The following is a 15,089-nucleotide window of genomic DNA, read 5'->3' as shown; positions in this document are numbered from 1 at the left end:
ATGCGGCCGAGACTCGGAGTTGTGATCAGCCACCCCATCCAGCACTTCGCGCCCGTGTACCTGGAGCTTGCATCGCGCAACAATATCGGTCTTCGCGTATTCTATGGTTCCGACGCAGGTGCTCGGAGCTTCCACGACAGAGGATTCGGTCGCGATGTCCAATGGGACATCGACCTGCTGAGTGGCTATGACTCCGTCATCCTGACTCCCGGCGCCCCCGTGGGCGGTGCACACTCCCGCCGACTGAACTCCCCCCGCCTGACTGAGGAACTCAACCGATACGACCCCGACGTCGTTTTGCTGTACGGCTATGCCTCACGCATGCAGTGGCGCGCATGGAACTGGGCCAGAATGCAGCGCAAAGGCATTCTGTACTTCAGCGACACGAATGTCATCCAGAATCGCTCGTTCGCAAGACGCATGCTGAAGAGGATCGCGCTCAAGGTGTATTTCGGCAGAGTGTCGGTCTTCCTTGCCGTCGGTGATCGCAACATTGATTATCTTCTGCAGTATGGTGCTTCGCCGGAACGCATCATCCGATGCCCACTGACCGTCGATATCGGTCGATTCAGGCAGGTTCTGGAAGGCGACTGGCAAGAACGCCGGCAGGGGATCCGCCGGCAACGCTTCGGGTTGCCGGCGGGCAGTGGGTTCGTTGTGGGATTCGCGGGTAAGATGACGTCCATCAAGCGGCCCCGGGATGTGTTGGAAGCAGTCTGCAGGCTCAAGGGCCAAGGCCGAGTCGTCCAAGCTCTCATGGTCGGGAGCGGCCCATTGCTGGAGGACATGAAGCGCTACGCAGAGCAAGGGGGAATAGCGGCGCAGATATCCTGGACCGGCTTCATCAATCAGTCGGAGATCCCGACCATGTATGCGTCGTGCGATGCTCTCGTGCTGTCCTCTGACCGTGACAACCACCCACTAGCGGTCACCGAGGCCGCAGCCTGCGGCCTCCCGGTCATCGTGTCCGACCGTGCCGGGTGCGTGGGGCCAACGGACACGGCCCGTCACGGCGAGAATGCGATCGTGTACCCTTGTGGTGACGTAAAGGCGCTGGCCGCAGCAATCACCCGCCTCATGGACGATCCGGTTGAGTACGCGCGCATGGCCCAGCGTAGCCTTGAGATCGCCGAAACGCAGGACGTGCCTGTAGCGGCGCAGGCAATCGAACAAGCCGTGTTAACAGCGCGCATCTGCAGGACGTAGGAGCCCTCGAGGAGGCTTGGACGAGAGCCAATGCGCGTCGCATACCACCAGCGCAAACGCGGTGCAGGTCGCAGCATTGAGCGTGTATTCGCCGCCGTGCGGAGCGCCATGCCCAAGCGCGTGGTCTGCCAGGGCGTAGAGTGCCCACGGCCGAGCCGGGGCGTTCTGCCGCGGTTACACAACATGGCCCATGCGGCGCGCATCCGGGGCGAACTGCACCACGTGACCGGCGATGTGCATTACGTGGCTCTCGCCCTGCCCGCGGGACGGACGATTCTGACGATCCATGACTGCGTCTCGTTGAATCGCCTGAAGGGGTTGCGCAGGGACGTGCTCAAGCTCTTCTGGTACAGCCTGCCCATACGCCGCTGCGCGCTCGTCACGACCATCTCCAGCTTCTCGAAAGATGAGCTACTCAAGAACGTTGATGCCAACCCGGACAAGATCCGGGTCGTCCACGACCCTCTTCCGAGCGGCTTTGAACCCTGCTCAGCCAAGTTCGACACCAGGAAGCCTGTGCTGTTGCACGTTGGCACGAAGGAGAACAAGAATCTGGAGCGTGTCGCCAGGGCACTCGAGGGGATCACCTGCCGCTTGGAGGTTGTCGGCCGCGTCGATGAAAGGCAGCGGGCCATCCTCGCGGAATGCCGCATCGACTGGAGTGAATCGTATGGCCTGACGGATCAAGAGTTGCTTGCGACGTACAGGCAGTGCGACATGGTCGTCTTCGCCTCTACATATGAAGGGTTCGGCATGCCGATCCTCGAGGCTCAGGCTACCGGACGGCCGCTTGTGACGAGCAACATCTGCTCGATGCCCGAAGTCGCTGGGGAAGGTGCTTGCCTCGTCGACCCGTTCAGCGTGGCTTCCATCCGTGAGGGTGTGCTTCGAGTGTGTGCCGACTCCGCGTACCGAGAGGATCTGGTTGCCGCAGGCTTGGAGAACGTGAGGCGCTTCCGGCCGGAACGCATTGCAGCCGACTATCTGGCTCTGTACGAGGAGGTTCTTCCGTGATCTGCTCGGATGGCCCCCATGGGATGACCGCTCTACTCAACTTCGTTGCCGCAGACCAGGGGGGCGCGCTCACGTATGCACGCAACGTCTGCACAGAGCTTGCCCGCGTCGATTGCCCCGGGCGGTTCCTCGTACTGCTCTGCTCGGACGCCTGGAACCGGTTCGAGGCCTGGCCGGCGACGCCGCAGGTCGAATACTGTGTCCTCGCCTGGACCAAGCGATCCGCTTTGCACCGCCTCTACTTCGACCGTCACGGGCTGAAGCGGCTGGCTCGCAGGGAAGGCGCCGGCAGCCTGTATTCGCAGGTCTTTGCCGTCCCCAGGTTCCCCGGACGGCAGGTGCTCAACCTCCGGAACGCGATCCACTTCGACGAGACGTATCGGCGGCGATTCGCCGAGTACTCCACAAGGACGGCTCGGCTGCGGGCGGCCGTCCGCCGTCGCATGGCGCGCCGATCCATCCGGCAGGCGGACGTGGTGATTGCGCCTACGCAAGCGATGCTCGACACGGCGCGGGCGCAGTGTCCCCCGCGCGATGGACAACTCTGGCAGGCCGTCTACCATGGATTCGACCGCGTCGCGTTCCTGAACGGCCGCCCGTTGAACGAACGTCAGCGGGCGATGCTGGATGCCTGCCCCCCCGGCGTGCCGCGCCTCCTGTTCGTCTCGGCCTTTTGCGAGCACAAGAACGTGGACACCCTGTTGCGCGCGTTCGACGTTCTCCGGTCGGGCGGCAACGACGGGCGCCTCCTCCTGACGTTCCCCAAGGAGAAGCTGGACACACCGGGCGGGCATCGAGCCCGCGACGCCTTGGCCGAATGCCGCTTCCAGGACGACATCGTGTTCCTGGGAGGTGTCCCGTGGCCGGAACTCTGGAACTTGTACGCGGCGGCGGACGTCTTTGTCTTCCCCTCCTACCTGGAGAGCTTCGGCATGCCGCTGGTGGAGGCGATGGCGTCGGGGCTGCCCGTCATCGCCTCCGACACGGCCGTGCATCGCGAAGTGTGCGGCGACGCGGCCGTCTACTTCGACACCTTCGAGCCCGAGGCCCTGGCCGACCGGATGGAGTCAGTCCTCGCCGACTCGGCCCTGCGCGCCGAACTGGCTGAGCGGGGCCGCCGCCGCAGCACGGACTTCAGTTGGGAACGCCACGTCCACGAGATACTTCGGCTGCTGGACACACCTTGTGCCTCGGCCTGGCCTGGTGTTGCATGCGGCGGGCAGGTTCGAGACGGAGATCACTGTGCATGAAGCCGGGCAAGTTCGACATAGACTCGGAAGCTCTGGCCCAGAGGATAGACGCGCATGTGCGCTACGGCCTCTATGACATCAACGAGTGGATTCTCCAGCAGATGGAAATCCATGCGGGTCTGTCCATACTGGAACTCGGTTGCGGCACAGGGAAGCAGACATTACCGCTGGCCCGGATGGTCGGTACCGAGGGGACGGTTGTTGCAGTGGACATCGCGGAGACGGCACTCCGAGCGCTGCAACGCCGGGCTCAGGAACTCAGAGTCGATGGGCAGATCAGGCTCTGGGCCCTCAGTCTGGACGACCTTCGGTGCGTTCCATGCAAGGAGCTCTTCGACCGCGCGCTGGCGAGCTACTCCCTGTACTATGCCAGAGACCCCTACGCGGTCATCCAGACAGTGCAGGACGTTCTTCGACCGAGTGGGCTCTTTTTCTTCTGCGGCCCGGGCCGGGGAAACAACGCCGAGCTCCTGCGTTTCATCTGCTCCCTCCGGGGTACGGAGCTTGAGGACGACCCGGTGCACGTCCTCATGGAAGACAAGGCGCCTCAGATGGCTGGGGCATACTTTCGTCACGTTGAGATATCCACTTTCGTCAATCCGCTCCGATTTGACTCAGTCGATTCGCTTCTTCGATACTGGCGCTCGCACAACCTCTACGAGGAGCAACTGGAGCGCGATTTCGCAGGAGCGGCGGAAGCACACTTTCAGAGGCATCGGTCGTTCGAGACGGTGAAGCGCGTCATCGGCGTGAAGGCGACCAAGTGACACCCTTTTTGTGGGAGTAGTCCCATGCACCCCCTAGTACAGATTCACCCGACTGCTGAAGTCGCTGCAGATGCGGCAATCGGGAAGGGCACGAAGGTCTGGCATTACGCACAGATTCGGAGCGGCGCGGAAATCGGCGAGAACTGTAACCTCGGCAAGGGCGTGTACATCGATGCAGGCGTGAAGATAGGCAACGGTGTCAAGATACAGAATGGCATCTCCGTGTACGCGGGCGTCCAGGTAGAGGATGATGTTCTGCTCGGCCCCAACTGCACGTTCACGAATGACCTCTACCCGCGTGCGTTCCCGGTAGACTGGAAGGTGATCCCGACACGTTTGAGGAAGGGCTGCTCCATCGGGGCAAACGCAACCATTGTCTGCGGCGTAACCATCGGAGAGTACTCGCTCATAGCCGCCGGAGCTGTCGTGACCGAAGACACGCTTCCCTACTCGGTGATGCTGGGGAATCCCGCCCGGCTCAAAAGCTTCGCGTGCAAGTGTGGACGGGAGCTCCGCAAGATCCACGGCGCCGGTGACCTTCTTCGCCTCACGTGCTCCTCCTGTGGACGCGTGCTGTCGCTGAGATTCGAGCTTCACGAGCCGCAGTGAGCGGCAAATCGGCACGTAACCGCTGCCGTGTCAGAACGTCGCTCTGTTCGCTGTGGCCGAAGGGAGAACCGGTATGTCAACACAATCAGGTGCAATCGCGAGGCCAGATCTCGCCGTGTTCATCCCCACGCTCAACGAGGCGATGAACGTACATCGTGCTATCGAGTCCGTCCTTGGCTGGGCCGCGCAGGTGTTTGTCGTTGATTCGCTCAGCAGCGATGACACGGTCCGCATCGCTCGATCCTACGAGGGTGTGCAGGTCTTCGAGCACCCCTTCGAGAACTACAGCAAGCAGTGGAACTGGGCGCTCGACAACCTGCCCATCGAGACGGAGTGGGTGATGATCCTGGCGGCTGACGAATCCGTGCCCGAGAAGACGCGGGATGAGATCGCGGCGGCGATCCAGACCGCCCGCGGGGAGGTCGCCGCGTTCACGCTCTGGTGGAAGTTCATCTTCATGGGCAAGTGGCTGAAGCACACATGCCGGAAGGTCCATAGCATACGTATCTGGCGGACCGGGCGCGGGCGGTTCGAGGACCGGTCTGTCAACGAGCAACTGATCGTCGACGGCGAGGTGCGCTCCCTCAAACAGCCCCTGATCCACGACGACCGCAAGGGCATCAGCGCCTGGGTCTGGCGGCACAACCGCTACTCCACCATGGAGGCCATCGAGTTCTTCCGCCGGAAGGAGAAGGTAACGGGCGCGCCGTCCGGGCGAAAGGTCGCCTGGCGCCGGTTCCTTTTCGAGCGGGTGTGGCCATGGGTGCCATGCGGCCCCTTGCTGCTGTTTCTGTATCGTTTCTTTTTCCGCCTGGGATTTCTGGACGGAAGAGCAGGTCTGGACTACGCACTCCTTAAGCTATTCTTCTCCCTCATGATCTCCCTCAAGAAGAGGGAGTACCGACTCACCGGCGCGGTGTCGTCTCAGGATGCCATGATGTGATGTTGCGTGCAGCGCGCGGAGTTGCACGGTGTGCCCAAGGCAGTATGCCACACCATCTCTGACACTTCACAGGGCATGACGACGATCAAGGACAGTCGGGTTCTGCGGCCTGTTCTACTGACCGCACGGTTCTGGTACTACCTGGTCGTGCAGTCACCGGCGATCTGGGGGTGCGTGCGTTCACGGCAACGGAAGCCCTGGCGCACGGTCTTCGCGGACGTGCTGGCCCTGTGGGCCCACTGGCGCATGTTCCCGTTTCACTACTTCCGGTACCGCCTGTATGAAGGGCGCGGGCAGACCCGTGCTGACTTGAGGGAGTACATTCCGGAGTTCTACTTCTACCATGTGTTCCTCCCCAAGCTGCACGACCCGGCCTACACTGCGCTGCTCCAGAACAAGATCATGCTGCACAAGATGCTGGCCATGAAGAGGGTGCCGACGCCGAACGTCCTGATGTGGACGGAGGGGGGGGGCCTGTTCGATGCGACCTGCTCGCCGTTGGACCCGGCCCGCGCCGAAGGGGCGCTTCAGCCCTGCACCCGGGTCTTTGTCAAACCGGCCGGCGGCATGGGCGGCGAGGGGATCCGCGTCTTCACACGCACCGCAGCGGGTGTCCTGGAGAATGGCAACGGGGACGTGCTCGATTCCCCTTACCTGGGCCGCCTGTGCTCTGAAGGCGACTTCGTCGTCCAGGAGGGACTGCAGCAAGTCGAAGAACTCAACAGGCTGCACCCGCGCTCGGTCAACACGCTGCGCATCCTCACGCGCACGGAAGGCCCGGCCGTTTGCCCGCTGGTCGCCATCCTCCGCATGGGCCGTGGAGGGACGATGGTGGACAACAGCGCACAAGGAGGACTGAGCTGTGAGGTCGACCTGGACTCCTGGAGGCTCCGTGGGCCCGCGCACTCGGAACACCCGGTAGCCGACTACGCGGAGCATCCGGACACAGGTCTGCCCTTCACGCAGGAGTTGCCCCTGAAGGACGCTGTGCGCGGCCTGTTGGAATCGGCCGCGAGCCTGTTCCCGAAGAGCCGGCTGCTCGGTTGGGACGTCGCGCTGACGGTCTCCGGGCCTGTGGTGATCGAAGTGAATGTACACGCGGGGATTGACCACCTGCAGATCACGTGCCAGCGGGGCCTCAAACACGACCTGGGAATCGAAAGGTGATCCCTCCCGCATGTTGAACCGCCTGAAAGCGCTGTACCTGCGCAGCCCGGGGGGATTGCAGCGGGCCTATGCCGCCGTGCCGTACGCCTGGCGGCTGGGGGCGCCCTATCGCCGCACCCGGCGCCTGCTGGAGGCGTCCGAACGCTGGTCGGCCGGCCAACTGCGCGCCCTTCAGGACGAACGCGTCCGCGAACTCGTCGCCTTCGCCCACGAGCACGTGCCCTACTACCGCCGCACCATGGACCGGCTGGGCCTGTCGCCCGCCGACTTCGCCGGAGTCGACGACCTGCCGAAATTGCCCCTGCTGGCCAAGGACGACGTGCGCCGCCATGCCGACGATCTCCGCGCCCGCTGCGTGCCGCCCCGCCGCACCCACTTCGCCACCACGGCCGGCTCCACCGGCGAACCGCTCGGACTGCACTTCCACAACGACTGCTACGGCACCGAATGGGCCTTCATGCTCGACCAGTGGCGCCGCGTCGGCTTCCGACCCGGCGACCGCAAGGCGACGTTCCGCGGCCGCCATTTCGAGGTGCGCCCCGACCGCTTCCACCGGGACAATCCCGTCTACCACGAGCGCTGCTTCTCGATCTATCACCTGACGCGCGAGGCCCTGCCGCACTACCTGGCGGCGTTCCGGGCCTTCCGGCCGCGGTTCGTGCATGGCTACCCGTCGGCGGTCGCGCGCTTCGCGCAACTGGTGCGCGAGGCAGGCGCCGACCTGCCGCCCCTGCAGGCGGTGCTCTGCGGCTCGGAGCAGATCTTCCCCCATCAGCGGGAACTGATCGGGGAGGTGCTGGGCTGCCGCGTCTACTCCTGGTACGGCCAGACGGAGAAGGTGATCCTGGCCGGCGAATGCGAGCACGGCGCGCGCTACCACTGCTACCCCCAGTATGGCGTCACGGAGATCGTGCGGCCGGACGGCGCCCCGTGCGCGCCCGGCGAGGTCGGCGAGCTGGTGGGCACGGGGTTCATGAACCGCGCCATGCCGCTGATCCGCTACCGCATGGGCGACCGCGCGGCCTGGGGCGAGGGCGATTGCGCATGCGGGCGGCAGTATCCGATGATCGACAAGCTGGCCGGGCGCGAGCAGGACCACGTGGTGACGCAGTCGGGCCGCCTGATCCCGATCACGGGCATGTTGTTCGGCGCGCACATGGACGAGTACACGCAGATGGAGAAGGTGCAGCTCGAGCAGCGCGAGCCGGGGGCGGCCATACTGCGCGTCGTGCAGGCGGCCGGCGCCACCGCCGAGGAGCTGGAGCAGATCCGGCGGGGCTTCGAGGCCATCTGCGACGGCGAATGCCGCTTCACCATCGAGCGCGTGGCCGAGATCCCGCCGACCGAGGGCGGCAAGTACCGCTACATGATCCAGCACCTGGACGTGCGCGCGCACACCGAGCCCCCACAACCCGCACCCGCTGAGACAAGCCAACAATGAGACAGATCCTCCAGAACCTCAAGTCCGGGGCCACCGAACTGGCCGAACTCCCCTGCCCCGCCGTCCGGCCCGGCCACGTGCTCATCCGCACGCGCGCCAGCCTCGTCTCGGCCGGCACCGAACGCATGCTCGTCGAGTTCTCCGAGGCCGGCCTGATCGGCAAGGCCCGACGCCAGCCCGAAAAGGTCCGCCAGGTCCTCGATAAGATCCGCGCCGACGGCCTGCTGCCCACGCTCGAAGCCGTCTTCGCCCGACTCGACGAGCCCATGCCGCTCGGCTACTGCAACGCCGGCGTCGTGCTGGACGTGGGCGCCGGGGTGGACGACCTGCGCCCGGGCGACCGCGTGGCGTCCAACGGCCCGCACGCCGAGGTCGTGTGCGTGCCGCGCAACCTGTGCGCACGCGTGCCCGAGGGCGTGAGCGACGAGGCGGCGGCCTTCACCGTGGCCGGGTCGATCGCCCTGCAGGCCGTGCGCCTGGCCGCACCGGCCGTGGGCGAGCACGTGGCCGTGCTGGGGCTCGGGCTGGTGGGCCTGCTGGCCGTGCAGATCCTGCGCGCGAACGGCTGCCGCGTGATGGGGACCGATTTCGTGCCCGAACGCCGCGCGCTGGCCGAGCGGTTCGGCGCGCAGACGGTGGACCTGGCCGCCGAGGCGGACCCCGTGGAAGCGGCCATGGCGGCCACGGCCGGACGCGGGATGGACGCGGTGCTGATCGCCGCGGCGACCGACAGCGATGCGCCCGTGCGCCAGGCGGCGAAGATGAGCCGCCAGCGCGGGCGTGTGGTGCTGGTGGGCGTGGCCGGGCTGAAGCTGAACCGGGCGGATTTCTACGAGAAGGAGCTGAGCTTCCAGGTCTCGTGCTCCTACGGCCCGGGCCGCTACGACCCGGCCTACGAGCAGGGCGGGCGGGACTACCCGTACGGGTTCGTGCGCTGGACGGAGCGGCGCAATATGGAGGCCGTGCTGGCGCTGATGGCCGAGGGCCGGCTGGACGCGGAGGCGCTGGTCTCCGAGCGGATGCCCTTCGCCGAAGCGGCAGAGTCCTACAGGCGCCTGGCGGGCGGCCGGGCGATCGGAACGGTGTTCACATACGGCGAGTCGGAGCCGGACCGGGCGACGGCGGTGGCCGTGACACCCGGCCGGGGGCTGGCCCGGCAGGGCCAGGGGCCGGGCCACGCAGGCGGCGTCGCGGTGGTGGGGGCGATCGGCGCGGGGCAGTTTGCGCGCTACGTGCAGTTCCCGCTGCTCAAGCGCGCGGGCGCGCGGCGGCTGCGCGTGGCCGACCTGGACCCGGTGGCGGCACGGCACGCAGCCGGCAAGTTCGGGTTCGAGACGGCCGGGACGGACTACCGCGAGCTGCTGGCCGACGAGGCGGTCAACGCGGTGTTCGTGACCGTGCCGCACCATCTGCACGCGCCGATCGCGGCCGAGGCGCTGGCGGCGGGCAAGTGCGTGCACGTGGAGAAGCCGCTGGCGATCGACCTGGACGGCGTGCGGCGGGTGCGCGAGGCGCTGGCCGGGGCGGCCGGCTGGGTGACGGCCGGGTTCAACCGGCGCTTCTCGCCGCACGCGCGCCGCATGCGCGAGCTTCTGGCCGCGCGCACGGGGCCGCTGAGCATGACGATGACGGTCAACGCCGGGGCGATCCCGCCGGACCACTGGATCCAGAACCCGGCGGTCGGCGGCGGGCGCATCATCGGCGAGGGGTGCCACTTCGTGGACACGCTGCGCTTCCTGGCGGGCGCGTGCATCGAGCGCGTGCGCGCGGCGGCGGTGAGCGGCAGCCCGGACGGTGTGGACGAGGACAAGACGGCGCTGGTGCTGGACTTCGCGGACGGCTCGCTGGGCGTGATCAACTACTTCGCCTCGGGGCACAAGGCGTACCCGAAGGAGCGGCTGGAGGCATTCTGCGACGGCAAGGTACTTGCTCTGAACAACTTCCGACAACTGCGCGGGCACGGGTGGCGGCGCTTCCGCCGCATGGTGCTGCGCCGCCAGGACAAGGGCCACCGCGGGGCGGTCGAGGCGTTCCTGCGGGCGGTGGCATCGGGCGGCCCGGCGCCGATCCCCTACGACGAGGTCGAGGAGGTGACGCTGGCGACTTTTGCGGCCGTGCGGTCGATGCGCGAGGGCGGGCGCACGGTGCCGCTGGAGGAACTGCGGGCGGAACTGGAGGCGGCGGGGCACTGACATGCGTATCCTGTTCCTGAGCCACTACTTCCCGCCGGAGGTCAACGCGCCGGCCGTGCGCACGCACGAGCACTGCCGCGAGTGGGTGCGCGCCGGGCACGAGGTGCACGTGCTGACGTGCGTGCCGAGCCATCCGCAGGGGCGGGTCTACCCGGGATACCGCACGCGATTCGGCGTGCAGCATGAGACGGTGGACGGACTGCGCGTGCACCGGGTGTGGACGCACGTGGCGCCGAACCGCGGCGTCTGGCGGCGCACGATCGGCTACGTCAGTTTCATGCTTTCGGCTGCGGCGGCGGCCCCCCGGCTGCCGCGTCCGGACGTCATCGTGGCCACATCGCCGCAGTTCTTCTGCGCCTGCGCGGGCGGGCTGGTGTCGAAGCTGTTCGGCCGCCCGTGGGTGTTCGAGCTGCGCGACCTGTGGCCGGACTCCGTGGCGGCGGTCGGTGCGGTGTCGGCACGGGCGGCGCTGCGGTTCTTCGAGCACGTGGAGCTGTCGCTGTATCGCGACGCGGCGGGGATCGTGGCGCTGACGCACGCGTTCCGCGACAACCTGTGCGCGCGCGGCGTGCCCGGCGAGAAGGTGCACGTGGTGACCAACGGCGTCGACGCCGACTGCTGGCCGGCGGACGCCGACCGCGGCGCGCTCCGGGCGTCCCTGGGGCTGAACAACGGCTTCGTGGCGGCCTACGTGGGCACGCACGGGATGGCGCACAACCTGGAGACGCTCCTGGAGGCCGCGCGCCTGCTCAGGGACGACGGCGTCCGGTTCGTGACGGTCGGCGACGGCGCCGAGTTTGCGCGCCTGCAGCAGTTGCGTGGCGCGATGGGGCTGGACAACGTCGAGATGGTCGGCCAGGTGCCGCGCGACGCGGCCCAACGCTACCTGCTGGCCGCCGACGCGAGCCTGGTGCTGCTGCGCAGGAGCGACCTGTTCACGACGGTCATCCCCTCGAAGATCTTCGAGGCCATGGCCGCCGGCCGGCCGATCATCCTCGGGGTGGACGGCGAGGCGCGGCGCATCGTAGAGGATTCCCAGGCAGGCATTTACGTAGGGGCGGAGAACCCCCGCGCGCTGGCCGACGCCGTGCTGCGGCTGCGCGCCGACCCCGAACTCGCCCGCCGGATGGGCGAATGCGGCCGGCGCGCCGTCCGCACCCACTACGACCGGCGGGCACTGGCCACGCGCATGCTGCGCATACTCGAACACGCCGCCCGGCCCGGCCGGAGGAGGTCTTGATGCGGGTCCTTCACGTCGTCGGCGCACGCCCCAACTTCATGAAAGCCGCGCCCGTCCACCGCGCGCTCGCCGCACGCGGCGCCGAACAGCAGCTCGTGCACACGGGGCAGCACTACGACGAGAAGATGTCGCGCATCTTCTTCGTGGAACTCGACCTGCCCGCGCCCGACGTGGACCTCGGCGTCGGCTCAGGCACGCACGCCGCCCAGACTGCCGACGTGATGAAACGCATCGAACCGGTGATCGACTCCTATGCGCCCGACTGGGTGCTCGTCTACGGCGACGTGAACTCCACCGTCGCCGCCGCGCTCGTGGCGGCCAAGCTTCTGCGCCCGGTCGCGCACGTCGAGGCCGGGCTTCGGAGCGGCGACCGCACCATGCCCGAGGAGATCAACCGCATCGTCACCGACCACGTCTGCGACCTGCTGTTCACGCCCTCGCCCGACGGCGATGAGAACCTGCGCGCCGAGGGCGTGCCGGCCGAGCGCATCCGGCGCGTCGGCAACGTCATGATCGACACGCTTGCACGGCTGCACGGGGCCGCCGGCGAGCGGCCCGTCCTGCGCGACGTCGGGCTGCTCACCGACGGCGCCCCGCGGCCCTACGTGCTGGTAACGCTCCATCGCCCCTCCAACGTCGACGACCCCGCGCGCCTGCAGCGCATCGGCGGCGTCCTGGAGGAACTGGCCGGCCGGATGGCCGTCGTCTTCCCCGTCCATCCGCGCACGCGCGACCGCCTCCAGCGCGCGGGCCTGCGCCTCGACGGCGGCGGGCTGCGCCTGATCGAGCCGGTGGGCTACCTGGACTTCCTGCACCTGCAGTCGCACGCCCGCGCCGTGCTGACCGACTCCGGCGGCATCCAGGAGGAGACCACGTGGCTCGGCGTGCCGTGCTTCACCCTGCGGCCGAACACCGAACGGCCCATCACGATCACCGAGGGCACCAACCGGCTGGCCGGCGCGCACATGGAGACCCTCGCCGCCGAGGTCCTCGAAGCCGCGCAGAGCGGCCGGCGCGACGAACGCCGCCCCGCCCTCTGGGACGGCCGCGCCGCCGAACGCATCGCCGACGTGATCCTGCAATGACACGGGCAGACGGGCATGGATGACGCAGCGTGCACGCTCCGGGCGGGCCGGCTCCTGCGCACCGTGCGCCACCTCACCCCCCGCCAGATCCTGTGGCGCGCCCGGAACATCGTCCACGCGGCCACGGGGCGCCTGCTGCCGCGTCGCATGCCGGCAAGGCTCCGGCGGTCGGCCCCGCGCTGGGGGGCCGTCGACTGGATCGGTGCGCCGCTGCGCGCCCTTTGCGAACTGCGCGCCGCGCGCCCCCTGCCCTATCCGGGGCCGCCGGACGAGATACTCGGGCGCCGGTTCCGCCTGGCCGGCGAGACCTACGACTTCGGCGAGACCGTGGACTGGCACCGGGCCGACCTGCGCACCGGCCGCCCGCTGGCGGGGTTCGAGCTGCACTACCAGCATTACCTCGAGACGCTCGCGGCCGCCCGGGCCGAGACGGGCGAGGGCCGCTTCGCCGGAGCGTGGGCACATCTGACCGCCTCCTGGATCGCGTCCGTCCCGCCCCACCCACGGGAGCGGCGTTTCGGCTGGAGCCCCTACGTGATCTCCGAACGCCTGCGCGTCTGGCTGGCGTCCGGCGGCCGCCTGCGGGATGCCGTGCCCCCCGACGCCCTGCCGCAGCTCGAACGCAGCCTCGCCGAGCAGACGGCCTTCCTGGCCGCGAACCTGGAGTGGGACCTGCAGGCCAACCACCTGTGGCAGAACCTGTGCGGCCTGCTGGTCGCCGCCGCCTGCATGGACGGCCCGGCCGCCCGCGGCGTCCGCCGCCGCCGGCTGCCCACGCTGGCCCGCGTCGTCCGGGAGCAGGTGCTCGCCGACGGCATGCACGAGGAACGCAGCTTCGCCTATCACGTCAAGTGCATGCGCGACCTGGCCGAGGTCCTGGCCGTCGCCGAGGCAGGCGCCTTTGACGACGATCCCGGCGCACCGGCCTGTCTGGAGACGCTGCGGCATGCCGCCGGCGCCATGGCCGGCATCGTGGCGGGCACGCTCGAGACCGTCCGCGCGCTGCCCCTCATGAACGATGGCGAGGAGGTGCCCCCTGATGAGGCCCACCAGTCCGTCGCCGAGATCGCCCGCTTCGCCGAGATAGGCCGCCCGACCGCCGACGAACGCCTGCGGGGCAGCGGCTACCTGGCCGCGGCGGTCGGCCCCTGGAGCGCCGTCTTCGACGTCGGCCCACCGGGGCCCGGCCACCAGCTCGGCCACGCGCACGCGGACCACCTCGGCTTCGAGCTGTGGCACCGCGGGCGCAAGCTCGCCTGCGACGGCGGAAACGTGACCTACAACCCCGGTGAGCAGAGACAGCGCGACCGGGGCACCGCGGCCCACAACACCGTGCGCCTGGACGGGCAGGACTCCATGGAGACGTGGAGTTCGTTCCGCGTGGGCCGGCGCCCCCGCCGCTGCCGAGGCCGAATCCTCCGGCAGGACGCCGACGGCATCTGCTGGGAAGGCGAGCACGACGGCTACGCCCACCGGCCCGGCCGCCCCGTCCACCGGCGCACCTTCACACTGGAGCCCTGGGGGCTGGCCGTGCTGGACCGGGTCGAGGGCTCGGGCACCCACGGCGTCGAGAGCTTCCTGCACCTGGCGCCGGACGCCGTGCTGGAGCCCTCGGAAGACGCCCCTGCCCTGCCGCCCGGGCCGCTGCCGGATGCCCTGCGGGACGGCGTTCGCCGCGCCTGGCGCTGGCGCCTGCCGGACGGCTCGGCCGGCCGCATCATCGCGCTCTGGCCCGCCGCTGCCGATCTCTCCACCGGGGACGAGCCGTCATCCTGCGCGCCCCGCCAGAACCACGAACTCCCGAGCCGAGCCCTGCGCCTCTCCGGCGCCGCCCTCCTGCCCTTCGCCGCCGCCTGGCTGCTTCTGGATGCCGACGCCCCGGCGCGGTGAGGCCGGTCAGGACGCCGGGGGCTATCCCGTGGCTGGAGGGGCACGCTCCGTCGTGCCCGCGCCTGCAATCACCGGCCGCTCGCCATCCCCGGCCGCGACGGAGCGCGGCCCTCCACTTGCACGGACAGTTCACGCCGCTGGAGGGGCACGCTCCGTCGTGCCCGGTCCGTGCGTCTGCCCGCACCCGGCCATCCCCGGCCGCGACGGAGCGCGGCCCTCCACTTGCACGGACGGTTCACGCCGCTGGAGGGGCACGCTCCGTCGTGCCCGGTCCGTGCGTCTGCC

Annotated in this window: 12 protein-coding genes; all 12 read left to right on the top strand. The window is 68.5% G+C overall.

Annotation, left to right across the window (positions count from 1 at the left end):
* The first annotated feature begins 21 nt into the window (after nucleotides 1-21).
* The 12 genes from GXY85_09115 to GXY85_09060 all read left to right on the top strand — a co-directional run bounded on the left by GXY85_09115 (nucleotide 22) and on the right by GXY85_09060 (nucleotide 14,804).
* The gene (locus GXY85_09115; GenBank protein NLW50981.1) at nucleotides 22-1,206 is read left to right on the top strand and encodes a glycosyltransferase family 4 protein; all 1,185 of its coding nucleotides are present in this window, start codon (nucleotides 22-24) and stop codon (nucleotides 1,204-1,206) included.
* Between the two features lie 30 nt (nucleotides 1,207-1,236).
* The gene (locus GXY85_09110) at nucleotides 1,237-2,220 is read left to right on the top strand and encodes a glycosyltransferase family 4 protein (protein ID NLW50980.1); all 984 of its coding nucleotides are present in this window, start codon (nucleotides 1,237-1,239) and stop codon (nucleotides 2,218-2,220) included.
* A 23-nt stretch (nucleotides 2,221-2,243) separates the two neighbouring features.
* Nucleotides 2,244-3,470 (top strand): glycosyltransferase family 4 protein, encoded by a 1,227-nt coding sequence (locus GXY85_09105; protein NLW50979.1) that lies wholly within the window; start codon nucleotides 2,244-2,246, stop codon nucleotides 3,468-3,470.
* The gene (locus GXY85_09100) at nucleotides 3,467-4,237 is read left to right on the top strand and encodes a methyltransferase domain-containing protein (protein ID NLW50978.1); all 771 of its coding nucleotides are present in this window, start codon (nucleotides 3,467-3,469) and stop codon (nucleotides 4,235-4,237) included. The genes GXY85_09105 and GXY85_09100 overlap by 4 nt, the downstream gene beginning before the upstream one ends.
* A 24-nt stretch (nucleotides 4,238-4,261) precedes the next feature.
* On the top strand, nucleotides 4,262-4,846 hold the full coding sequence (locus tag GXY85_09095; protein ID NLW50977.1) for an N-acetyltransferase: 585 nt from the start codon (nucleotides 4,262-4,264) through the stop codon (nucleotides 4,844-4,846).
* A 142-nt stretch (nucleotides 4,847-4,988) separates the two neighbouring features.
* The gene (locus GXY85_09090; protein NLW50976.1) at nucleotides 4,989-5,789 is read left to right on the top strand and encodes a glycosyltransferase family 2 protein; all 801 of its coding nucleotides are present in this window, start codon (nucleotides 4,989-4,991) and stop codon (nucleotides 5,787-5,789) included.
* A 30-nt stretch (nucleotides 5,790-5,819) separates the two neighbouring features.
* Nucleotides 5,820-6,956 carry a hypothetical protein gene (locus GXY85_09085; protein ID NLW50975.1) on the top strand — a complete coding sequence of 379 codons (1,137 nt, stop codon included), beginning with the start codon at nucleotides 5,820-5,822 and terminating at the stop codon, nucleotides 6,954-6,956.
* 10 nt (nucleotides 6,957-6,966) lie between these two features.
* A complete protein-coding gene (locus GXY85_09080; protein ID NLW50974.1) occupies nucleotides 6,967-8,397 on the top strand; it encodes a phenylacetate--CoA ligase family protein in 1,431 nt (476 codons plus the stop codon).
* Nucleotides 8,394-10,589, top strand: a complete 2,196-nt coding sequence (locus GXY85_09075; protein NLW50973.1) for a zinc-binding dehydrogenase — start codon at nucleotides 8,394-8,396, stop codon at nucleotides 10,587-10,589. Before GXY85_09080 ends, GXY85_09075 begins: the two co-directional genes overlap by 4 nt.
* Before the next feature lies 1 nt (nucleotide 10,590).
* Nucleotides 10,591-11,829: a glycosyltransferase family 4 protein gene (locus GXY85_09070; GenBank protein ID NLW50972.1), complete on the top strand. Its 1,239-nt coding sequence runs from the start codon at nucleotides 10,591-10,593 to the stop codon at nucleotides 11,827-11,829.
* Nucleotides 11,826-12,914, top strand: a complete 1,089-nt coding sequence (gene wecB / locus GXY85_09065; protein NLW50971.1) for a UDP-N-acetylglucosamine 2-epimerase (non-hydrolyzing) — start codon at nucleotides 11,826-11,828, stop codon at nucleotides 12,912-12,914. Before GXY85_09070 ends, wecB begins: the two co-directional genes overlap by 4 nt.
* 15 nt (nucleotides 12,915-12,929) lie before the next feature.
* A complete protein-coding gene (locus GXY85_09060) occupies nucleotides 12,930-14,804 on the top strand; it encodes a hypothetical protein (GenBank protein ID NLW50970.1) in 1,875 nt (624 codons plus the stop codon).
* The last annotated feature ends 285 nt before the right edge of the window (nucleotides 14,805-15,089 follow it).

Source organism: Candidatus Brocadiaceae bacterium, from assembly GCA_012728835.1.
Classification (GTDB): domain Bacteria; phylum Planctomycetota; class Brocadiia; order SM23-32; family SM23-32; genus JAAYEJ01.
This window is presented reverse-complemented; position numbering and strand designations above follow the sequence as displayed.